20 protein-coding genes are annotated in these 23,532 nt (G+C 30.4%); 17 read left to right on the top strand and 3 right to left on the bottom strand.

Annotated features, from left to right (window positions below):
• The first annotated feature begins 116 nt into the window (after positions 1-116).
• Entirely contained in the window at positions 117-1,124 is a 1,008-nt protein-coding gene (locus HMPREF1984_RS09410) for a DUF3829 domain-containing protein (RefSeq protein ID WP_021767752.1), read from the top strand.
• A gap of 16 nt (positions 1,125-1,140) precedes the next feature.
• On the top strand, positions 1,141-1,857 hold the full coding sequence (locus HMPREF1984_RS09405; RefSeq protein WP_021767751.1) for a YaaA family protein: 717 nt from the start codon (positions 1,141-1,143) through the stop codon (positions 1,855-1,857).
• Positions 1,858-1,934: 77 nt separating this feature from the next.
• On the opposite strand, the gene HMPREF1984_RS09400 is transcribed toward HMPREF1984_RS09405, so the two are convergent.
• On the bottom strand, positions 1,935-3,077 hold the full coding sequence (locus HMPREF1984_RS09400) for a CapA family protein (RefSeq protein ID WP_021767750.1): 1,143 nt from the start codon (positions 3,075-3,077) through the stop codon (positions 1,935-1,937).
• Positions 3,078-3,325: 248 nt separating this feature from the next.
• Here HMPREF1984_RS09400 and HMPREF1984_RS09395 point away from each other — a divergent pair, with 248 nt between their 5' ends.
• The 11 genes from HMPREF1984_RS09395 (at position 3,326) to dnaN (ending at position 15,012) form a co-directional block, all read left to right on the top strand.
• On the top strand, positions 3,326-5,524 hold the full coding sequence (locus HMPREF1984_RS09395; protein WP_021767749.1) for an ATP-dependent helicase: 2,199 nt from the start codon (positions 3,326-3,328) through the stop codon (positions 5,522-5,524).
• A gap of 74 nt (positions 5,525-5,598) precedes the next feature.
• On the top strand, positions 5,599-6,456 hold the full coding sequence (gene lpxC, locus HMPREF1984_RS09390; protein ID WP_021767748.1) for a UDP-3-O-acyl-N-acetylglucosamine deacetylase: 858 nt from the start codon (positions 5,599-5,601) through the stop codon (positions 6,454-6,456).
• 202 nt (positions 6,457-6,658) lie between these two features.
• Positions 6,659-7,084, top strand: coding sequence for a 3-hydroxyacyl-ACP dehydratase FabZ (fabZ, locus tag HMPREF1984_RS09385; RefSeq protein WP_021767747.1), 426 nt, complete (start codon positions 6,659-6,661; stop codon positions 7,082-7,084).
• A 33-nt stretch (positions 7,085-7,117) separates the two neighbouring features.
• Positions 7,118-7,897 carry an acyl-ACP--UDP-N-acetylglucosamine O-acyltransferase gene (gene lpxA / locus HMPREF1984_RS09380; protein WP_036100491.1) on the top strand — a complete coding sequence of 260 codons (780 nt, stop codon included), beginning with the start codon at positions 7,118-7,120 and terminating at the stop codon, positions 7,895-7,897.
• On the top strand, positions 7,898-8,707 hold the full coding sequence (locus tag HMPREF1984_RS09375) for an LpxI family protein (protein WP_021767745.1): 810 nt from the start codon (positions 7,898-7,900) through the stop codon (positions 8,705-8,707).
• A gap of 29 nt (positions 8,708-8,736) precedes the next feature.
• Positions 8,737-9,846: a lipid-A-disaccharide synthase gene (gene lpxB / locus HMPREF1984_RS09370; protein ID WP_021767744.1), complete on the top strand. Its 1,110-nt coding sequence runs from the start codon at positions 8,737-8,739 to the stop codon at positions 9,844-9,846.
• Positions 9,847-9,856: 10 nt separating this feature from the next.
• Positions 9,857-11,275, top strand: a complete 1,419-nt coding sequence (locus tag HMPREF1984_RS09365; RefSeq protein WP_036100534.1) for an MATE family efflux transporter — start codon at positions 9,857-9,859, stop codon at positions 11,273-11,275.
• Positions 11,276-11,296: 21 nt separating this feature from the next.
• The gene (gene plsY, locus HMPREF1984_RS09360) at positions 11,297-11,917 is read left to right on the top strand and encodes a glycerol-3-phosphate 1-O-acyltransferase PlsY (protein WP_021767742.1); all 621 of its coding nucleotides are present in this window, start codon (positions 11,297-11,299) and stop codon (positions 11,915-11,917) included.
• Positions 11,918-11,932: 15 nt separating this feature from the next.
• Positions 11,933-12,952 carry an NAD(P)H-dependent glycerol-3-phosphate dehydrogenase gene (locus HMPREF1984_RS09355; protein ID WP_021767741.1) on the top strand — a complete coding sequence of 340 codons (1,020 nt, stop codon included), beginning with the start codon at positions 11,933-11,935 and terminating at the stop codon, positions 12,950-12,952.
• A gap of 82 nt (positions 12,953-13,034) precedes the next feature.
• Positions 13,035-13,856: an RNA polymerase sigma factor RpoD/SigA gene (locus tag HMPREF1984_RS09350; RefSeq protein ID WP_021767740.1), complete on the top strand. Its 822-nt coding sequence runs from the start codon at positions 13,035-13,037 to the stop codon at positions 13,854-13,856.
• Between the two features lie 31 nt (positions 13,857-13,887).
• Positions 13,888-15,012, top strand: coding sequence for a DNA polymerase III subunit beta (gene dnaN / locus HMPREF1984_RS09345; RefSeq protein WP_021767739.1), 1,125 nt, complete (start codon positions 13,888-13,890; stop codon positions 15,010-15,012).
• 174 nt (positions 15,013-15,186) lie between these two features.
• On the opposite strand, the gene HMPREF1984_RS09340 is transcribed toward dnaN, so the two are convergent.
• Both HMPREF1984_RS09340 and rlmN read right to left on the bottom strand, forming a co-directional pair.
• Positions 15,187-17,250, bottom strand: coding sequence for a transglycosylase domain-containing protein (locus HMPREF1984_RS09340; protein WP_021767738.1), 2,064 nt, complete (start codon positions 17,248-17,250; stop codon positions 15,187-15,189).
• Positions 17,237-18,316, bottom strand: coding sequence for a 23S rRNA (adenine(2503)-C(2))-methyltransferase RlmN (gene rlmN, locus HMPREF1984_RS09335; protein ID WP_021767737.1), 1,080 nt, complete (start codon positions 18,314-18,316; stop codon positions 17,237-17,239). Before rlmN ends, HMPREF1984_RS09340 begins: the two co-directional genes overlap by 14 nt.
• Before the next feature lie 259 nt (positions 18,317-18,575).
• Between rlmN and ligA the strand changes: the two genes are divergently transcribed.
• The 4 genes from ligA (at position 18,576) to HMPREF1984_RS09315 (ending at position 23,378) form a co-directional block, all read left to right on the top strand.
• Complete coding sequence (gene ligA / locus HMPREF1984_RS09330) at positions 18,576-20,630, top strand: NAD-dependent DNA ligase LigA (RefSeq protein ID WP_232219705.1); 2,055 nt, start codon at positions 18,576-18,578, stop codon at positions 20,628-20,630.
• A 461-nt stretch (positions 20,631-21,091) separates the two neighbouring features.
• The gene (locus HMPREF1984_RS09325) at positions 21,092-21,886 is read left to right on the top strand and encodes an Mrp/NBP35 family ATP-binding protein (protein WP_021767735.1); all 795 of its coding nucleotides are present in this window, start codon (positions 21,092-21,094) and stop codon (positions 21,884-21,886) included.
• 75 nt (positions 21,887-21,961) lie between these two features.
• The gene (locus HMPREF1984_RS09320; RefSeq protein ID WP_036100488.1) at positions 21,962-22,639 is read left to right on the top strand and encodes a response regulator transcription factor; all 678 of its coding nucleotides are present in this window, start codon (positions 21,962-21,964) and stop codon (positions 22,637-22,639) included.
• Between the two features lie 103 nt (positions 22,640-22,742).
• Positions 22,743-23,378 (top strand): superoxide dismutase, encoded by a 636-nt coding sequence (locus HMPREF1984_RS09315; protein ID WP_021767733.1) that lies wholly within the window; start codon positions 22,743-22,745, stop codon positions 23,376-23,378.
• Positions 23,379-23,532 lie beyond the last annotated feature (154 nt).

Below are 23,532 nucleotides of genomic sequence, written 5' to 3'. Positions count from 1 at the left end.
AATATTTAAATATGTATTATATATTAATATGAATCTACAATTTAGAAAAAAATTAAAATAATCAATTTATCTAAATTTTCTTTAATACAGGAAAATTGAAAGGAATGATTTAAAAGATGGAAATGAAAAAGAAAATAATAATAGGGCTTGCAGTTCTTTTAATAGCCATAAGCTGTGGTAAAAAGGAAGAGAAGAATGCAGATAAAAATAATCCTGAGAAAACAGTGACTGAGGCATCTAAAGATTCTGGAAATATAAGTGAGAATGAAATTAAAAAATATACAGAATACATCAGTCTAAAAAATGTTCCAAATGAGGAAGAATGGCAGGATTCTTTTAAAGAAGTATTCACAAGGGAATTTTCTGATGAAAAAGGGGAATTTAAAAAGCCGTCAGCTAAAGGAATTGAAAGTATTATTAAAACAGAAGATACTGTTAATATATTTTCTGAGTATGTGAAGGATTTGGAAGAAAATATAAAAAAGGAACCAAAATTTGATGAAGTGGATAAATCTGCTGAAGGTCTTGTTCAGTCATTGAATAATGAAAAAAATGTAATAACAGAAATAGTGGATTATTATAAAAATAAAAAATATGAAAAGGATAATTTTGAAGAAGGAAAAAAACTGGCCGAAAAATATAAAAATGTCACTGAAGAAAGAAAAAACAGCTATAATGCATATTCAGCAGCATTGGATAAACTATCTGAAAAAATAGGAGATAAAATAGTAAAAAAAGCAGAAACAGACGGTAAAACAGCAATGGCAAGTCTTGTTAAGTATGTAAATGAAGCGAATAATTTTGTAAATACTGCATTTGCAAAAGAAAATCTTAAATTTGATAAGGAAGAAGTAAAAAAATTAAAGGAATTACATCTTAAAATGCAGGAATCATATTTGAAATTAAAAGAAACTACTGATGAAGCTGCAGCTAAGGAAGGCATAAATGCAGAGGAATTTAAGGAAATTAAGAAAAATTCAGAAGAATTGCTTGAAAATGCAGATAAAATGATAAAGGCTGCAGAAAATAACGCACAGAAAGATGTCGCAATATATGCAAGCAAGTTTTTAAATGCACATAGCAAAACAGTAGACGGTTATAATATAATTTCAGCTAAAAAATAATTGATAAGGATAAAATATGAAAATAATAATATCACCAAGTAAAACAAAAAAGATAGGAGTTTTGGATGGAGTTGACAGCTTTGAAACTCCTATTTTTTCTAAAATAACTGATAAAATAGTAAAAGAAGTGGCGAGTTGGCCAGTGGAAGATATTGAAGTTAAATTCAAACTAAAAAGGGAACAAGCCAAAAAATTATCGGACTTCTATAAAAATTTTAAAAAAGAAAAATTTGGTCATGCTATTTCTACATATACAGGAGTTGTATATAAAGAAATACATGTAGATGAACTGGATAGAAAAGATCAGGAGTTTATGGAAGAAAATTTAAGAATATTCTCAGCATTATATGGTGTTCTTACTCCATTTACTGAATTAAAGGAATATAGGCTTGATATGGTAAATTCAATATTTCCGGATAAATCACTTTACGAAATATGGAGGAAGGAAATAAACGATTATTTTAAAAATGAGGATTTCATAATAAACTTGGCATCAAAGGAGTATTCTAAAATACTTTCAACTGATAATATTTATAATTTTGAATTTTATGATGAAAAGGACGGTAAATTAAAACAGATAAGCACTAATTCAAAGAAAATGCGTGGATTTACTGTAAATTATATTATAAAAAACAGAATAACTGATGTTACTCTGTTAAAGAATATATCTTTAAATGGATATAAATATAATGAAGAAATATCTGATGAAAGAAAATACGTATACATAAAGTAAAAAACTATATTTCTACGTTTATTAAAATTGTAAAATTTTAAATAACTCGAAATATAGTTTTTACACAATTTAGAATTCTATTTCTTTTTAATTTTTCCATCTTCACTTACAGAAAGACCATTTCCTTCCGGGAAATCACTTTTATTAAGGGAAATAATTTCCTTAATGGCAGTTCTGTTTTCATCAACAAAAGGACCAAATGTTCCTTTAGTCTGTTTAACAGGGATGATTTCGCCTTCAATGAAATTTCCTTTAGAATCAATGGTTATTTTAAAAATTGGGGCGATACCACTTTTACCTTTCAAATTAAATTTTCCATATGTGGCAAAATTTCCGGCACTGTAGGAAATAAATCTGTTTTTGTATAGTTCTATTCCACGAGTTACGTGTGGACCTTGACCCAAAATTATATCAGCTCCGGCATCTACAGCCATTCTAGCAAATTTAAATACATTTCCTCTATTTTCTCCAAAGAACATTTCAGTTTTTCTGGTAATGTGTTCTTTTCCATTTCCTTCAGCCCCTCCATGAAACATTACAATAACAATATCAGTTGAACTTTTAAGGGATTTTATAAGTTCTGCAGCATATTCATAATTATTTAAATCAACTGTTTTAGAAAGGGGAGCAAAAGAAACAAAACCATATTTTAAATTATCTTTTTCGATTATGGCAGTTTCAGCTAATTTTTTAATCCCGGTATATTTTATACCCAATTCATCAAGGTTTTTCATTGTTTTGTTAATTCCTTCATCTCCAAAGTCATTGGAATGGTTATTTGCAATGCTTAAATAGTCAAATCCTGCGTCCTTAAGGTATTTACCATATTTTGAAGGAGTTCTGAAAACATAACATACAGAAACGTCTGAACAGCTTTTTGGAGTTCCTCCCTCATCAAAAAGAGTTCCTTCAAGATTTCCAACAGTAAGGTCAGCATCCTGTAATATTTTTTCTGTATCTGTCAATACATTGTAATCATTTTTTGGGAGAAGAGTTCTGGAAGGATAGTTACTTCCCAGCATTATATCCCCAACAGCTATAACAGTAATTTTTTTATCTTCTAATTTTTCAGTTTCATTAGAATTTATAACAGTAGTTTCTGTATTTTCCTTTTTAGAATTTATGTCTGATTCAGCTTCTTTTTTTCCAAAATAGGTGTTATCGCAGGAAAAGAATGCTAATATCAGAACTATTAAAATAATAAACTTAAACTTTTTCATAAAGCTCCTTTATAATATAAATATAATTAAGCAATTTTACATCTTTTTAAATGAAAATGCAATATAAAATAGAAGTTTTAAGCAGAAAAATTTTGAAGTGAAGGGAAATTATGCAATTAAGTTTTAATTCTAAATATTTAAAGACAAAATCTATAAATTGTGGTATAATTTAAATATAAGAAAATGCACAAAAAATGAGTATGCGAACATATGATAAACTAAATTATTAATAGTAAAGGAAGGGAAAAATGAGTATTTTAGATGAACTAAATGAAGAACAGAGAAAAGCAGCTGAAAAAATCGACGGACCTGTATTAATACTGGCTGGAGCTGGAAGCGGAAAGACAAGAACGGTTACATATAGAATAGCTCATATGATAAAGGAAAAAGGAATTTCTCCGCTAAATATAATGGCCCTTACATTTACGAATAAGGCGGCTAAGGAAATGAAGGAAAGGGCAGAGGCTTTAATAGGACCAGATGCAAATGACCTTGTAGTATCAACATTCCATTCATTTTCAGTGAGACTTTTAAAAACATATTCTGATAGAATAGGGTACGGAAGAAACTTTAATATTTATGATGTGGATGATCAGAAGTCAATTATTACCAAGATAAAAAAGGAACTGAATATAAAAAATGATGAAGTATCCCCTGCAAAAATTGCAAACAGAATCAGTAAATTAAAGGAACAGGGAATAGGAATAGAAGAACTTGAAGAACAAGTTGATACGAGAATCTATTCAAATAGAATTTTCAGGGATATTTACAGGAAATATGATGAAACATTGAAGGCAAATAATGCCATGGATTTTTCAGATCTTCTTCTTAATGCAAAAAGGCTTCTGGAAGACCCGTATGTACTTGAAAGAGTTCAGAATAGATACAAATATATAGTTGTAGATGAGTATCAGGATACAAATGATATTCAGTATGAAATAATAAGTAAAATTGCAGAAAAATATAAAAATATATGTGTTGTAGGAGATGAAGATCAGAGTATATATGCCTTCAGAGGTGCAAATATAAATAATATACTGAATTTTGAAAGGGATTATAAAAATGCCTTTGTGGCAAAACTGGAACAAAATTACAGATCTACCAAAACAATCCTTGACACAGCAAATGAACTTATAAAAAATAATAAAAGTTCAAAAGGAAAGAAACTTTGGACTAATGGAGAAAAAGGTGAAAAAATAAAAGTTTTCAATGCTCCAACTGTCTATGATGAAGCAGAATTTATTGTAAATGAAATAAAGGCTAAGGCTAAAGATGGAAAGCAGTATAAGGATATGACAATACTGTATAGAACAAACTCCCAGTCACGTGTGCTTGAGGAAAAGCTTTTAGCGGCGAAGGTTCCTTATAAAATTTATGGTGGAATGCAGTTCTTCCAGAGAAAAGAAATAAAGGATATCCTTGCATACATGAATTTGCTGAATAATCCTAATGATAATCATAATTTTTATAGGATAATAAATGTTCCAAAAAGGGCAATAGGAGACAAAACCCTTGAAAAAATAGCTCAACTTGCAAATGAAAAGGGAATTTCAATGCTGGAATCAACAAAATATATTGATGAAATTCCAGGATTAAGGGCAGCTGTCAAGGAAGCTATAAAAAGTTTTTATAAAATGATGCACGGAATATATGAAAGACTTGATGAACTTTCAGTAAAAGAAGTGTTTGATGAAGTGCTTATACAGACAAAGTATATAGATTCAATAGAAGATAACAAGGAAGACAGGGTAAAAAATATTGAAGAACTGTTAAACAGTATAACAGAATCTGAAAAACAGAATCCTGGAATGTCTTTAAGTGAATATCTGGATATGGTTTCACTTACTTCTTCCTCTGATTCCATTGAAGAGGATGAGAATTTTATAAAACTGATGACAATTCACAGTTCAAAAGGACTTGAATTTGATTATGTGTTTATTGCCGGAATGGAGGACGGACTTTTCCCTTCATGTAACTTTGATACTTCTGAAGATGAAATTGAAGAAGAAAGAAGACTTTGTTATGTTGCTATAACAAGGGCAAAAAAAGAACTTTATCTTTCCCACGTTTCAGAAAGAATGGTATGGGGACAAATGAACTATATGATAAGACCTTCAAGATTTATTAGTGAAATGAAACAGGGAAATCTTGATTATTTATCAGAAAAAAATAATAAGTTAAGCAAAAAAAATGGAACAACAATTCTCTTTAATCAGGAAGGAAAAAGAAAAATAGAGAATTTTAATCCTTTTTCATTGAAATCAGTGAGAACTTCAGAACTGAAAAATAAGGAAAAATCCAAATATAAAGTTGGAGATGTTGTAAATCATATTAAGTTTGGAAAAGGAAAAATAAAAAAAGTAGATGAAAAAAGTCTGCTGATTGATTTTATGACAGGAGAAAAGAAAATAGCATTAATACTTGCAGAAAAACTTCTGAAGGGATAATTTTCAATGTTTATGAAAGATAAATATTGAAATTGGATTGATTTCAGGAAGCAAAAAGAAATGGAGGAAAGTCTATGAAGCGAAGAACAATAGAAAAAGAAGTTTCCCTATCCGGAATAGGTCTTCATAAAGGAGAAAATATAAAGCTTACTTTAAAGCCTAATGGAGATGACAGTGAAGCAGGAAGAGGGATAATTTTTAAAAGAGTAGACATTACAGATAAAGACAATATTATAAAAGTTGATTATAGAAATTTATTTGATCTGGAAAGAGGAACAAATATAAAAAATGAAGCAGATGTGAAAGTACACACAATAGAGCATTTTATGTCTTCGCTTTCAGTTTCAGGAATTACTGATATTTTAGTAGAAATAAATGGAAATGAACTTCCAATACTTGACGGAAGCTCGATACAATTTATGGAAAAGCTTAAAGAAGCCGGAATAAAAGAATTGGAAAGTGAAATAGAACCTGTGGTAATAACAGAACCAATAATATTTACTCAGGAAAAAGATGGGAAGCATGTTTTGGCTCTGCCTTATGACGGATTTAAAATATCATATACAATAGATTTTAATCACAGTTTCTTAAAATCACAGTATTTTGAAATAAATGTAACTCCTGAAGAATATATTGAAAAAATTTCAAGATGCAGAACATTTGCATTTGATTATGAAATAGATTTTCTGAAAAAAAACAATCTGGCTCTTGGTGGAAGCCTTGAAAATGCAATAGTTGTTGGAAAAGACGGTCCTTTAAATCCTGAAGGGCTTAGATATCCGGATGAATTTGTAAGACATAAAATACTTGATATAATAGGAGATCTTTATGTTTTGGGAAGACCGTTAAAGGCACATGTAATAGCCATAAAGGCAGGTCATTTTGTAAATGCAAAACTTACAGCACTTATTGCTGAAAAATATTTAAAATAATTTTATTTCAAATTTGTTTTTTATAATAACACTAGTTGTTTATGAATAATGATAAAAACTATGGAAAGTTGGGAAATAAAACGTTATTAAGTAAAAAAGTTGTAATAAAAGATAACAAATAGGTTATTGACTTTTATAGGGGATAAAGTTTATAATACGATAATAACGATTTATATATAAAATTTTAGGAGGAAAAATAAGTATGGAACCAGTTATGACAATAGAAGATATAATGAAAATATTACCACACAGATACCCTTTTTTATTAGTGGATAGAGTAATAGAAAAAAATGGAACAGACTCTTTAGTCGCAATAAAAAATGTAACTATGAATGAAGAATTTTTTAACGGACATTTTCCAGGAAAACCTGTTATGCCAGGAGTTTTACAAGTAGAAGCTATGGCCCAGGCGGTAGGATTATTGATGTTAGAACCAGGAAAAATACCTTTATTTATGTCGATAGATAATTGTAAATTTAGAAGAGGTGTTGTTCCAGGGGATCAGCTTAGAATAGAAGTTGAAAAAATAAAAGTAAAGAGAAATGTTATAGTTGCAAAAGGGAAATGTACCGTTGATGGTGCGGTTGCATGTGAAGCAGATTTGAAATTTGCGATACAGGAATTATAATTAATACAATAAAAAATATAAAGAGGTATGACAATGAGTAGGAATAACATTCACCCAACTGCAATAATAGCTGAAGAAGCTAAACTCGGGGAAAATATAACAGTAGGACCTTATTCAATAATAGGACCGGAAGTTGTAATAGGAAATGGAACTACTGTGGAATCTCACGTAGTAATAGAAGGGGAAACAATAATAGGAGAAAATAACTATATATTTTCTTTTGCATCTATAGGAAAAGTCCCTCAGGATTTAAAATTTAAAGGTGAAAAAACAAGGACAGTAATAGGAAATAACAATAAAATAAGAGAATTTGTTACAATTCATAGGGGAACTGATGACAAATACGAAACTAGAATTGGTAACAACTGTCTAATAATGGCATATGTCCATATAGCACATGACTGTATTATTGGTGACAACTGCGTTCTTGCAAATGCGGCGACTTTTGCAGGCCATGTTGAAGTTGAAGATTATGCTGTTGTTGGAGGACTTACTGCAGTTCACCAGTTTACAAGAGTGGGAAGACACGCAATGATAGGAGGATGTTCCGCAGTAACTCAGGATGTTGTTCCGTACATGCTTTCTGAAGGAAATAAGGCAAGGGCAGTATATATAAATATTGTTGGTCTTCAAAGAAGAGGTTTTTCTGAAGAACAGATAAAAACTTTAAGGGAAGTATATAAAATAATTTTTAAGAAAAAATTGAAGCTGGAAGAAGCATTACAAATACTTGAAAGAGATTATAGCCATTTTGATGAAGCAATGAAGGTTGTAGAATTTATAAGAAAAAGTAAAAGAGGTATAACGAGATAAATGGATAGAATTGGACTTATAGCAGGAAACGGTAAATTACCTGAAATGTTTATAGAACAATGTATTCGGCAGGGTATAGAACCTGTTTCCGTCTATTTATTTGACAGTGTTGAAGAATCTGTCAAAAAACATGTTAATTCGGCAAAATATAGTATAGCACAACCGGGAAAGATAATTTCTTATTTTAAGAAAAATAACATTTCCCGTCTTGTTATGCTTGGAAAAGTTGAAAAGGATCTTATTTTTTCCAACTTAAAATTTGATTTTACTGCTACAAAAATACTGTTCTCAGCCAGAAATAAAAAAGATAAGAATATATTAAAAGCAATAATTGATTATATTGAAGGTGAAGGAATAACAGTTTTACCTCAGAACTATCTGTTTGATGAATATATGGTGAAAAATGAAAACTACACAAAAAACAGTCCGTCAAAAAATGAGGAAAAAACGATTGAAATAGGAATAGAGGCTGCAAGAATGCTTACAGATATTGATGCAGGACAGACTGTTGTCGTAAAAGATGAATCAGTTGTTGCACTTGAAGGAATAGAAGGAACTGACAAGGCTATTTTACGTGGAGGGGAACTTGCAGGGAAAAACTGTATCGTTGTAAAAACAGCCAGAAGAAAGCAGGACTACAGGATAGATATTCCGACTATTGGACTAGAAACTGTAAAAAAAGTAGTGGAAATTAATGGAAGAGGTATAATTGCCGAAGCTGAAAAAATGCTTTTCATAGATCAGAAGGAAGTTATAGAATTTGCAAACAAAAACAAAATATTCATAAAGGGAATAAAAATAAACGATTAATAAAATTGTGAGAAAATAAAGGAATATAAATGAAAAATAAAAAGAAAATATTTGTTTCATGCGGAGAAATGTCTGGAGACCTTCATTTATCATATATTATTGAAGAAATGAGAAAACAGGATCCAAATCTTGAATTTTGTGGAGTAGTTGGAGATAATTCAATAAATGCAGGTGCAATAAAAATAAATCACATAAAGGATAATGACATTATGGGATTTGTGGAAGCTCTGAAAAAATATAAATATTTTAAACAGAAAGCAGAAGAATATCTGGATTATATTAGGGAAAATGATATTAAAACTGTTATTTTTGTGGACTTTGGAGGATTTAACCTGAGATTTTTTGAACTTATAAAGAAAAATCTTCCAGATGTAAGGACAATATACTATATACCGCCAAAAGTATGGGCATGGGGGAAAAAGCGTATAAAGAAGCTTATGAAATTTGATGATGTGATTGTTATTTTTCCTTTTGAAAAGGAATATTTTGACAGCAAACAGAAAGAAACTGGAATGGATGTAAAGTATTTTGGAAATCCTCTAGTTGATAAATATGTATTTTCAAATAAGCTAGGAAATGATATACTTCTGTTACCAGGAAGCAGAAAACAGGAAATTACAAAGTTTTTTCCTGAAATTATAAAACTGGTAAAATCAGAAGAAATGAAAAATGAAAAGTTTATAGTAAAATTTGCTGATAAGTCACATTTGAAATATATTGAGGATACTGATCTGTCTAAAATTGAAAATTTAGAAATAAGTTTTGATTCAATTTCTGAATTACGCGATAGATGTAAATATGCAATAGCAACTTCAGGTACAGTGACATTTGAAGTTTCGCTGACAGGATTGCCTGTAATAGTAGTTTATAAAACATCTTTTATAAATGCCTTTATTGCAAGAAAAATATTGAAAATAAAATATATTTCATTGACTAATTTAAATGCAAAGGAAGAAGTGTTTTCAGAACTGCTGCAGGAGGATTTTACTGTGGCCAGGTTGCTTTCAGAATGTAAAAAAATGGAAGAAAATAAGGAAAAAACAGTTGCAATACTGGAAAAGGAAAGGGAAAAACTTGGAAATAGCGGAGTGCTTCCAAAAGTAGCAGAATATTTAATAAAGATAATAAATGAAAATTAGAGGAATAGATATGGATAAAAAGCATAATGAATTAAATGATGATTCGATTTTTAAGCTTTGCATAAAATATTTTATACCGACATTTATTGGTTCGGTTGTAGTAGTGCTCTATAATATTGTAGACAGATTTTTTGTTGGAAAAATAAGTGAAAAAGCTCTTGCAGGAGCAGGAGTAGCCTTTTATATAGTCATGATTTTTATAGCATTTGCAATGCTTGTAGGAGTAGGATCAGGAGCAGTGGTATCTATAAGGCTTGGTCAGAAAAAGGGTGAAGAAGCTGAAAAAATATTGGGAAACACAATAACAATATTTGCAATACTTGGTATAGTTCTTTATATACTGATGATGATAAATCTTGACACTATTCTTCTTTATTCAGGAGCAAATGCAGAAACATTGCCTTATGCAAAAACCTACCTTGAGATAATAATGTATGCAATACTCCCATTATTTTTCTCTTATGGTCTTACAAATGTTTTAAATGCTGCAGGAACTCCAAGAGTTGCAATGTTTTCAATGATGGTCGGTGCAATAACTAACATTATACTTGATTATGTTGCAGTAGTGATTCTGCATACGGGTATAGAAGGTACAGCTTATGCCACTTTAATAGGAAATATCCTTTCTGCAATTTTTGTAATGTATTTTATAATAGCAGGAAAATTTCCAATTAAAATTAATCTTTTTGGATATAAGCTGGAGGAGACAAGTTCTTTGAAGCTTAAATTAAGAAATATGAAATTGTCGTGTCCAGTGGTAAAGGATATATTGTCAATCGGTATGTCTCCGTTTCTTTTACAGATGGCAAGTTCACTTGTGGGACTTGTAACAAATAAAATAGTTGAAACAAATGGAGGAACTTATGGAGTAGCTGTAATGACAATTATAAATTCCTACCTGCCGATAATGACAATGACTGTCTATTCGGTGGCACAGGCAATACAGCCTATAATTGGATTTAATTATGGAGCGGAAAATTACAGGAGGGTAAGAAAAGCTCTTCTTATAGCAGTTGCTATGGGACTTTTTTCAGCTGCCATATTTTGGATTGTAGTGATGCTAATACCTAGGGAACTTATACTATTTTTCAATGAAAAAAGTACGGTGGAAGGTCTTTACGAAGGTATAAAAGCCTTGAGAATTTATTTTTCATTGGTAATTCCTGCATCATTGGGAATAATAATACCAAACTACTATCAGTCTACAGGAAGACCAAGATATGCAGTAATATTGAACTTATTACGTCAAGTTGTAATATTTCTTCTTGTTATGGTAATCTTTTCAAGAATATGGAAATTGGATGGAGTATGGTATGCACAGCCATTTACAGATTTGCTGTTTGCAATAGTATTACTACTTTTTCTGTATAGAGAACTAAGAAAATTAAAAAGAAAAGAAGAAGAAAAATTAAAAAAATTAGATAAATAAAAGAATGGATGGTATAAGTTTATGAATACAATTGTATTGATGGCATTTGCTTATATTCTAGGGAGTATTCCTAATGCTCTTTGGATAGGAAAAGTTTTCAAGGGAATAGATGTAAGGGAACACGGTAGTAAAAATACAGGTTCTACGAATGCCGCAAGAGTTCTTGGAGCAAAACTGGGAATACTTACATTGATACTTGATATTTCCAAAGGAGCAATTCTGGTTGCATTGTCGTTTTTTATGAAGGCAGATTTACTCGGAAATATGACAGGAATATCAAATTTAGATTCTATAATGATTGGAATATTTGCAATTATAGGCCACAGTTTTTCAGTTTTCATGAAATTTAAGGGAGGAAAAGCAGTTGCAACAACGGTTGGAGTATTTACTGTTCTGGTACCGAAAGCTCTGTTACTTGCAGCGGTGGTATTTTTTGTAATATTTGCACTGACAAGATATGTTTCGATTTCTTCGATAATAGCCGCAACATCATTGCCAATATTTATTTTCTTCCTGTATGGAGATATTCCTTACACTATTTTTGGAGGAATAATTGCAGTACTGATAATTGTTAAACATAAAAGTAATATTCAACGTTTATTAAACGGTACAGAATCAAAATTTACAATAAATAAAAAATAAGGGCAGGTGTATTTAATGAAAAATGTGTTAGTAATAGGTGGAGGAAGCTGGGGAAGTTGTCTGGCTAAATTGCTGGTGGAAAATGGCAGTAATGTCTATCTGTGGGAACATAACGAAAAAAATAGGGAAATAATGAAAACAGAAAGAAAAAATCCTATTTTTTCATTTGAATTTAAACTACCAGATGAGCTGAAAATAGTAGATAATTATTGTGAAGTTCTTTCTGATGAAGAAAAATATGGCAGAATTGATGTTATTTTATTAGCTACACCTACACAATTTTTACGGGCAGTTTTAAAAAGGTTGAAAAATTGTCTGATATATAATATAATATTAGTTAATGTCGCGAAAGGAATTGAAATTTCAAGTAAGAAAAGAATTTCTGAAGTAGTGGCAGAAGAACTCGGAGATAAAGAATACAGTTATGTCCTGCTTGCCGGACCGACTCATGCTGAAGAAGTGGCGATGAAACTTCCGTCAGCAATTTTGGCAGTGTCTAGGGATGAAAATTCGGCAATACAGGTTCAGAAAATATTCAGTAACCAATATTTCAGAGTTTATACCGGAACAGATCTTACTGGAGCAGAACTGGGCGGAGCGTTAAAAAACTGTCTGGCAATTGCTGCAGGAATATCTGACGGATTAGGTTTTGGAGATAACTCTAAGGCTGCTTTGATTACTAGAGGAATAAACGAAATATTTGAAATAAGTAAGTATTATGATGTAAATCCAAAAACTTTTATGGGACTTTCGGGTCTTGGTGATATAATCGTAACATGTACAAGTAACCACAGTAGAAACAGATATGTAGGAGAAAAACTTGGAAAAGGTGAAAAAATAGAAGATATAACTGCAAATATGAATATGGTTTCTGAAGGTGCAGAAACTATAAAGGCTCTATATGCAATTATAAAGGAACAGAATATAAATGCACCTATTTTTTCTGCTTTATATGAAGTGATTTATAAAGGAAAACCTGTAAATGAATTAGTTTCATTATTCATGAGTAGAAACCTCAAATCAGAATTTGTTTAAAATTACTGCGATGAAATATTGTGATGATTAGCATAAGAATAAGTATATTAAACTAACAAGATAATAACAACGGAGCTGATATATGGAAGAGAATAATTTAAATTTGATTTCTCTCTATTTGAGTGATATTCAGAAATTTCATTTGCTGTCAAAAGAAGAGGAATATGAACTTTTAAAGAAAATTAGAGAAGAAAATGATGAGCAGGCGAGACAGTTATTAATTTTATCAAATTTAAGGCTGGTTATAAGTACTGCAAAAAAGTCACTTGGTAACGGTCTTCCGCTAATTGACCTGATTAGTGAGGGAAATATAGGATTAATAAAGGCAATAAATAAATTTGACTACACTAAGGGACATAGATTTAGCACATACGCAGTATGGTGGATTAAACAGTCTATAAAGAAAGCGATAATTAATACAGGAAGAGATATAAGAATACCTTCCTATAAATACGAACAGCTTGCCAAAGTAAATAAAGTAATTACAGATTATGTAGCACTACATGGGGAATCCCCGTCAACTTCATACATTGCAAAGGAAGTGGAATTGAAGGAAAGTAAGGTAATCCTTCTTTTAAATGAATTTCAGGATGTAATATCCCTAAATGAAACAATAGGAGATAATATTTATCTGGAAGATATCATTGGGAAAAATGATGATGTTGAAGAAAAAATTATTAAGGAAGATCAGTTATCAGAAATGAGAGATCTGCTTGACAATACCCTTACAGAAAGGGAAAAGGAGATACTCGAACTGAGATATGGTCTTTATAATAATAAAATACACACTCTAAAAGAAATAGGTTCTATTTTAAACATTACAAGGGAAAGAGTAAGACAAATAGAGAAAAAGGCAATTATAAAATTGAAAAATCATTTTAAAGAGTATAAAGAAATACTGTAACGAAATAAAACTAAAAGGGAGGAGATTATGCATGCTTAATGTTAAAGTTGATAGAAAAGAAATTTTAAAAGCTATTCAGATAGTTGAAAATTCAGTAACAGAAAATAAAATAAGGGAAGTACTTTCAGGTATTTATATAGAGGCCAAAGAAAATTGTATAATATTGAAGGGAACAGATCTTGAATTATCAATTAATACTGAAATCTCAGGTGAGATAAATTCCGAGGGGAAAATAGTAATAAAACATAAGCTGATTGAAGAATTTTTAAAACAGATAACTGATGAGAAAATAGAATTAATTGAAGAACAAGGAAAGCTTATAATAAGAACAGACAGTACAAATACTGAATTTTCCCTTTATGATGCGGAAAATTATCCTACACCTTCAAGATTTGAAATGGGAGTAGAATATACTTTTGAAAAAAGTAAACTTCTCGCAAATATAGAAAATGTAAAAATTTCAGCTTCAACAGATGCAGAAAATCTTGCGGTAAACTGTATAAGACTTGAAATAGAAGATAATAAGCTTAAGCTTGTTTCTTCTGATACTTACAGACTTACTTACATTGAAGAGGAACTGGAAGAAAATCAGAAGAATAAGGAAGGATTAAGTGTAAGTATTCCTTTAAAAACAATCGACGGATTAATAAAAATAATGAAACTTATAGATGAAGAAACTATAAGCTTTAAATCTGACGGAACAAGAGTATTTTTTAAATTTTCAAATGTAGAAATTTTAACAAGAGTAATAGAATTACAGTTTCCAGATTACAAATCAATATTGAAAAGTGCCCAGCATGATAAGAAAATTCTTTTAAATACAAAAGATTTTCTGTCAGTATTGAAAAGAACATTAATATTCGTTAGAGATAATAAGGATTCAAAAAATGGTGGTATTTTCAGTTTTGAAAATAATAAACTTATACTTACAGGTATAAGTGAAAATGCCAAGATAAAAGAAGAACTTTCAACAATACAGGAAGGTGAAAATTTAAAAATTTCATTAAATGTTAAATTCCTGGTAGATTATATTTCAATTATTGGTGGTAAAGTGACAGAACTGAAATTACTGAATTCAAAGAGTTCAGTAGTGGTAAAAGATGAAGCTGATGATAAGTCTGTGTATTTCACTATGCCATTAGCATTGAGAGAGTAAGAAATTAATCCAAAAAATGTAAATAGAAAATAAAAATTATATTTATTTATTATAATTTCGCTTATAGATAACATATTTATATTGTGAAATTGTAAATAATATAAATATAATTTTTTTATTACTTAGATATAAAAAAAGAAGGAGCTATTTTTTTGAGATAGCTCCCTCAATCAATTAATATGTTATTCCGCCTTTAAATTTACCTTCATATTCAATAGGTTCAGTTCCAGCTTTAAATAAAGCAGTTCTCCTATCTACACCGTCTGTATCCAGAAGACCTATTTTTAAATCAATTTCTCTTAAAGTTAAGTCTTTTCTTTTAATATAATCATCAATAAACTCAAAGAAACCGACATTGTAGTTTTCAATATTTACTACTGACTGCATGTAGTTTTTCCATATAGGACCTGCTGCGGCTCCCCCAGTCATTCCTCCACCCATGGATTTATTATCATCATTTCCTACATAAACTACTGTAGCAAGGGTAGGAGTATAACCTGTAAACCATGCAGAAACATAATCACTGGTAGTTCCTGTTTTTCCAGCCATTGGAATAAGTTTTCCATTTTTAAATACTTTTGCACTTTGTCCTGTACCGTAATTAACTGCATTTTGAAGCATATATGTAAGTATTGCTACATCTTCAGGTTCAAATATTTTCTTCTTCTGAGGTTTTGCCTCATAAATAATTTCACCAAATTTATTTTCAATTTTGTATATATATTGAGGAGTTACCTGGAAACCACCATTTGCAAGGGCTGCATAAAATAAAGCCATGTCAATTGGTTTTGTTGTTATGGAACCTAGTGCAAGTGTTAAATCTTTAGGGAAATTTCCACCTACAACTCCTGAATCACGCCATATTTTTTCAACTGCATCAATACCTACAAATTGAAGAAGTTTTACAGGAATTACGTTGTTTGAAATTTCTAATGCTTTAGCAAGAGTCATACTATCCCTAAATTTTCCGTCATAGTTTTTTGGAGACCATCCTGGAGTAGTAAGTGGTGAATCTTCCATTACATTGCTCATATTCATATTTTTCTGAAGGGCGGCAAGATAAATTAATGGTTTAAATGATGAACCGGGCTGTCTCATTGCACTTAAAGCCCTGTTAAATTCACCTTTTTTATAATTTTTTCCTCCAACCATGGCTTTTACGAAACCGTTACTTGGATCAATTGAAAATAAAGCACCATTTAATTTTTCACGTCTTCTCATGTTGTAATTACTGTTGAAGGCTTTATAAGCGGCATTCTGCATGTTTAAATCAACTGTGGCATATATTTTATATCCGTCAAATATAAACTTCTGATCATCATCTGCAACCTTAAGAATCTTTTTTACTTCACTTAATACAATTGTAGTAAATTCAGGAGCAATATTTGAAGTTGAAATTTGTTCCTCTTCATTTTTATTTTTAATATTCCCATTTACAAACTGAATTTTTTCAGCTTTAGCTTCTTCATACTGCTGTTCTGTAATAAATCCAAAATTTCTCATTTGTAGAAGGACAAGTTGCTCCCTTTCAACAGCATTTTCTATTTTTGAATACTTTGTAGGAGACTTTGGTAAACTTGCCAGTACAGCGGCCTGTGCTATTGTAAGGTCTTTAGGCTCCCTGTTAAAGTATCTTATGGAAGCATTTTTAATTCCATATGCTCCCTGTCCAAAATAGATTGTATTTAAATAATTTTCCAATATCTCATCTTTTGTATATTTTCTTTCAATTTCAATCGCCAGAATAGCTTCCTTTGCTTTTCTTATCCATGTACGTTCAGGAGTCAGAAAGGCATTTTTAGCAAGCTGCTGGGTAAGAGTACTTCCACCTTCACGACGACGTCCTGTAAGTGTAAGGAACATTGCTCTTCCTGTACGTACAAAGTCAAATCCATGGTGTGTTCTAAATTTTCTGTCTTCTATTGCCAGAAAAGCATCCTGAACATGTCTTGGAATATCGTTTATACTAATAGGAGAACGATTTTCAACAATTATTGTATCCAGCTGATTTCCATTTATATCGTATATAACCGAAGGTGAAATAGGACTGTAACTTTCAATCAGTTCCGTAGGAGTTTCCTTCTTGATACTATAAATCATATATGAAACAACTCCTGCACCGACTATTATGAAAAATACAAAAAGTTTAATGAAAAAGGAAAGAATACTTCTTCTCTTTCTTCTTTTTTTTACAAGAACTTTTTTCTCCTGTATATTAGTGTCTTTATTGTTTTTCATTTATACTGCTCATCTCCTTTTTTGCTTTTAACTGCCCGCAAGCCGCTGCAATATCCTGACCTTTTGTTTCACGCAGTGTAACATTAATATTTTTTTCCTTAAGCAAATTATAAAATTCCTTCTGTTTCTTTTTTGGTGGAGTCTTATAAATTTTTCCTGCTACGGGATTGTAAGGAATAAGATTTACAAGGCAGGAAAAAGAACGTAAGAAATTTATTAGTTCAAAGGCATCTTTTGTTTCACAGTTCATATCATCAATAAGAATATACTCAAATGTAATCCTATTTTTTGATTTTTTCTGATATTCCAGAAGAGTATCCTTGAGTTCTTTTATATTCCATTTTTTATTTATAGGCATAATTTCCGTTCTGACATCATCTCTTACAGAATGGAGGGAAATCGCCAGATTAATTTGAGGTTCATCATTTGTAAATCTTTTAATTCCTGGTACTATTCCACTTGTGGAAATAGTAAAGTTTCTCTTGGAAAAATTTTGGCCTTTTTCAGAATTTAGTATGTTAATTGCTCCAATAACATTGTCATAATTTAGAAAAGGTTCTCCCATCCCCATAAATACAACATTTCCAAGTTTTTCTCCTCTTTTAGACAAATAACTTTGCACATAGTAGAACTGTAAAAGAATTTCTGAAATATCGAGATTTCTTTCGTAGTTCATAGTTGCAGTGGCACAGAAATCACATCCAAGAAGACATCCTATCTGTGAAGAAACACAAAGTGTATGCCTATTTTTATGGGAAATAAGAACACTTTCTATAAGCCTTTTATCCCTTAATTCAAAAAGAAATTTTTCTGTATTTTTATCATCAGAAATCTGATGAGTCCGATATTCAAGTTTAGGCAGATAAAATCGTTTTTTCAATATTTCCCTGTCATTTTTTGAAATATTAGTAAATCCGTCAAAATCAAAAACAAGTTTGTTGTGAAGCCAGTCAAAAACCTGTGTTGCATTAAATTTTTTCAAGCCTGTAATGACAAAAACTTCCTGCAATTTTTCAAGATTTAAGCTTAATATATCAATTTTATCATTTGTAATATTATTTGACATTTTTCATGATTATACCTAAATATCAGGTATAATTAAAAACCTCCTTATTAGATTTGTTACCCTTATATAATAGCATATTTTGGAAAAATAATACAGATATAAAATTTCAAATATACAGATTAGAAAAGATGTAGTATAATACTAAATATAATTGAATTGAGATAGAGGTGGAAGTGTGAATTTATTTGATACATTAAAGAAAAATGAAGATGAAGAAATTTTAGAAGATAAAAAATTATTTGATGCTGAAAATAAAAATATAGAAAATAAATCAGAAAACAATGAAGATGCATATGAAAAATACCGTAAATTGAGAAATGAAATAGAAAAACACAATAAAGCCTATTATGATGAAGATGCTCCACTTATTTCTGATGCAGAATATGATAAATTAATCAGGGAGCTGAAAGATCTTGAAGAGGGGAATCCTGAACTTAAGGAAATATACAGTAGGGAAAGTGCTTCAGAAGATGCTGTAACTCCTACAGAAAAAATAGGTGGAACTGTAAGTGAAAAGTTTTCAAAAGTAACTCATAAGGTTCCAATGCTGAGTTTATCAAACACATACAATATTTCAGAAATAGAAGATTTTGATCAGAGGGCAAGAAAGATAATAGGACTGGATAAAAAGCTGGAATATATACTTGAATTAAAACTGGATGGACTGAGTATAAGCCTGATATATGAAAAGGGTGTATTGAAGCAGGGAATTACAAGGGGAGACGGCCAAGTAGGAGAAGATGTTACTGAAAATATAAGGGAAATAAAGTCAATCCCAAAAAGGTTGAAACAACCTGTAAATATAGAAGTAAGGGGAGAAGTTGTGCTTCCTATTTCGAATTTCAATAAAGTTAATCAGGAAAGGGAAGAAGCCGGGGAAGATGTATTTGCCAATCCGAGAAATGCCGCAGCTGGAACAATAAGACAGCTTGACAGCAGTATTGTGAAAGAAAGGGGACTAGACTGTTATTTATATTATTTGGTAAGTCCTGAAGACTTTGGAGTGAAAACTCATGAGGAAAGTATAGATTATATAGAAAGTCTTGGATTTAAAACAACTAAAGTATTTGAAAAATACAGTGATTTTAAAAAGCTGGAACTGGCAATAGATAAATGGCATACAGAAAGGGAAAAACTTGATTATGAAACAGACGGTCTTGTAATAAAGGTAAATGATTTTTCCTATTATAATGAACTGGGATACACAACAAAAAGTCCTAGATGGGCTATTGCATATAAATTTCCTGCTGAACAGGTAAAAACAAAACTTTATGACATAACTTTGCAGGTGGGAAGAACAGGGGTGATAACACCAGTTGCAGAGCTTGAAGCGGTAAATCTTTCAGGATCAGTAGTGAAACGTGCAAGTCTTCACAATTTTGATGAAATAAGAAGAAAAGATATAAAAATAGGAGATAATGTAATAATAGAAAAAGCTGCAGAAATAATTCCGCAGGTTGTAAATGTGGTATTTGATGACAGGAATGGAAGTGAGAAGAATATAGAAATTCCGGTAGAATGCCCTGTATGTGATACAAAACTTATAAAAGAGGAAGGCCAGGTTGCACTAAAATGTCCAAATCCCCTTTGTCCTGAAAAAGTAAAAAGGGAAATAGAATATTTTGTCTCAAGGGATGCCATGAACATAACAGGACTTGGTGAAAAGATAGTTGAAAAGTTCATTGAACTGAAAAAAATAGAAACAGTTGTAGATATTTATTCACTAAAAAATTATAAAGAAGAGCTTGAAGGTCTTGAAAAAATGGGTAAAAAGAGTGTAGAAAATTTATTGAACAGCATCGAAGAAAGTAAAAATAGAGAGTATAATAAAGTTTTATATGCTTTGGGAATACCTTTTGTTGGAAAATTTAATGCAAATCTTCTAACAAAAAACTTTAGAAGTATTGATATTCTGAAGGAAAAATCTGTTGAGGAATTAACACAAATTAAAGGAATAGGAGAAAAAGCTTCTGTTGCAGTACATGAATATCTAAAAAATGAAAATAACTGGAAAAAAATATTGAAATTAAAGGAAATAGGTTTAAAATTTGAATATGACTCAGTTGAAGAAAAAGAAATTGAAGACAATCCTATAAAAGGTAAAAATTTCCTTGCAACTGGTAAACTGGAGAAATATAAAAGGGAAGAAATAAAGGATATTATACTGGCAAAAGGTGGAAATTATCTTTCCGGTGTATCAAAAAATCTTGATTTTCTTATTGCAGGTGAAAAGGCAGGAAGTAAATTGGAAAAGGCTGAAAAATTAGGAGTGAGAATTTTAAGTGAAGTAGAGTTTGAAAAAGAATTTTTATAAAAATAAACGACTTATAAAATGTAATAAAAAAAATATGATAAATAAAAATAAGAATGAGCTGAAAGACTTGTAGATACAAGGCCAAATTAAAATAATCCAGTTGACAAATGACATTACTGGGGGTATAATTAAAAGTAGTGAAAATTAATAAATTATAAAATTGTTAATTTGAATAATTTGAATGTGACATAGAATAATTTTCGTTTTGTGAAAAACTTATATGTTTGGAAAATTTTATTTAAAAAGTATTAATCTATTCCCCCCTGGCTGTCTACGTAAAATACTGTGTTTGAAGTTTTTGGTTATGTAATGAGTTACTCAAAAGAAAATCTATTTCACTTTCTTTGAGGTAGGAATTGCATTATACCATAAAATAGAAAAAATATGATTAAAAATAACTTGTTTTTTGTTTCAGTATATGTTTTAATTATATGTATAGTAAATTAATCAGGAGGAATTTAATGCACGGAAATCCAAATTTAGATGAAAGAAAAAAAAGAATAACGGAAAAAATGTCTAAAATTAAACATAGAATTGCAGTAATGAGCGGAAAAGGTGGAGTTGGAAAATCTACAGTTTCAGTTAATCTTGCATACGGATTATCATTAAGAGGGTATAAAGTAGGAATACTTGATGCAGATCTTCATGGACCGAATGTGCCGCTGATGCTGGGGAAAGAAGGAATAAAACTTCCTTCAATATCAATGCCTTTACCAGTTACAGACAATCTGGCAATATCTTCATTAAGCTTTTTTATTCCGGATAATGATCCGATAATTTGGAGAGGACCTCAGAAAATGGGAGCAATCTCTGAAATGCTGGAAGGAATTGAATGGGGAGAAATAGACTTTTTAGTTGTAGATTTGCCACCGGGAACAGGAGACGAAACTTTAAGTATTGCACAAAATATAGGACCTGATGCAAAGGCTGTAGTTGTTACTACACCTCAGGATGTTTCACTTCTTGATTCAAGACGTACAGTGAAGTTTGCAAGACTGCTAAATCTAAAATTATTAGGTATAGTGGAAAATATGAGTGGATTTGTATGTCCTGATTGTGGAAAGGAAGTGAATATATTCAAAAAGGGTGGTGCCGAAAAAATGGCTGAAGAAACAAAATCCAATTTCCTAGGTTCCATTCCGATGGATGTAAGTATCGTTGAAGCTGGAGATACAGGAATACCTTATGTCGGAACAGATTCTATGGCTGCAAGAAAAATGAATTCAATTATAACAAATTTATTAGAACAGCTATAGAGTATGGAAATATCTTATGCATAGAGGATATTTCGGCTGAAAATATATTTCAAAATTTTGGAGAAAGGAAAAGAAATGAAAATATTAGTTTATAATGAGAATGAAAAGTCAAGATTAGTGGTGGGACAATTATTAAAAGAATTAAGTTTTAGCGTAATATTGGCTGACTCAGAAGAAAAATTATTTGAAGAACTAAAGACAGAATCTATTGATTTAGTTATACTTGATGTAAATTCTTTTGATAATTTTGCTGATGTGATCAGTGATGTGCTAAAGTATAAAAAAGATAGCTATGTGTTACTGTCTATTCAGAATGATGACAGATATTCTAAGACAGAAGCACTGTTAAAAGGAATAGATGATTATATTTACAATGACTTCAGACTTGAAGAGCTTTCAGCAAAAATAAAAGCTATTGTAAGAGTATTAACTAAAAAATTAAACAATGATAATTCAGAACTGTTATCAGCGTATGATTTAACATTAAATCCTATTAACAGGGAAGTAAAAAGAGCAGGAAAGGAAATTGAACTGACAAATAAGGAATTTTTATTACTGGAATATTTCCTAAGAAATAAAAATAGAGTACTTACAAGAACGATGATTTCTGAAAAAATATGGGACATCGACTTTATAACTGAAAGTAATATAGTAGATGTTTACATAAACTTCCTTAGAGCAAAAATAGATAAGGGATATGATCAAAAAATTATAAAAACAGTGAGAAGCGTGGGATACATTGTAAAAGAATAAATTTTAAATTGAAAAATCAGGAGCAAAATAATTTTGCTCTTGATTTTATATAATTTGTATGTTAAAATAAATTATATAAATAAAAAAATGAGGAGTGATAACAATGTTTGAACAAGTAAAATTACCTTACGCATTTGATGCATTAGAACCAAATATTGACACAAAAACAATGGAAATCCATTATGGAAAGCACCATGCAGCATACACAAACAACTTAAATGACGCATTAAAAAATAATGCACCTGAATTTTTAGAAAAACCAATTGAAGAAATTCTTTCAAATTTAGATGCATTGCCTGAAGCAATAAGAGGTGCAGTAAGAAATAATGGTGGAGGATTCTACAATCATAACCTTTACTTCACAGTAATGGGACCAAATGCAGGTGGAGAACCAACAGGAGAATTAGCTGAAAAAATTAATGAAAAATTTGGAAGCTTTGAAGAATTTAAAGTAGAATTTTCAAAAGCGGCGGCAACAAGATTTGGATCAGGATGGGCTTGGCTTGTTGTTAATAAAAAAGGAGAATTAAGAGTTACTTCAACTGCTAACCAGGATAATCCTTTAATGCCAGGAGCTACTTGCTGCTCATGTTCAGAAGGTACACCTATTTTAGGAATAGATGTATGGGAACATGCATATTATTTAAATTACCAGAACAGAAGACCTGATTACATAACTGCTTTCTTTAATGTAATTAACTGGGATGCTGTTGCTGAAAGATATTCAAAAGCAAAATAGTTTAATTTTTAAAATAATCTGAGAAAAAGCTACCTCAAAATAAAAAAATTAAAATATATGAAAACTATATCTAGCTAATTTGTTAAAATTTATAGATATAGTTTTTTATTAATCTTATTTTTTTGATGTAGTTTTTTGTTATTTTAAAAATTAT

It is taken from the genome of Leptotrichia sp. oral taxon 215 str. W9775, from assembly GCF_000469505.1.
GTDB lineage: Bacteria > Fusobacteriota > Fusobacteriia > Fusobacteriales > Leptotrichiaceae > Leptotrichia_A.
This window is presented reverse-complemented; position numbering and strand designations above follow the sequence as displayed.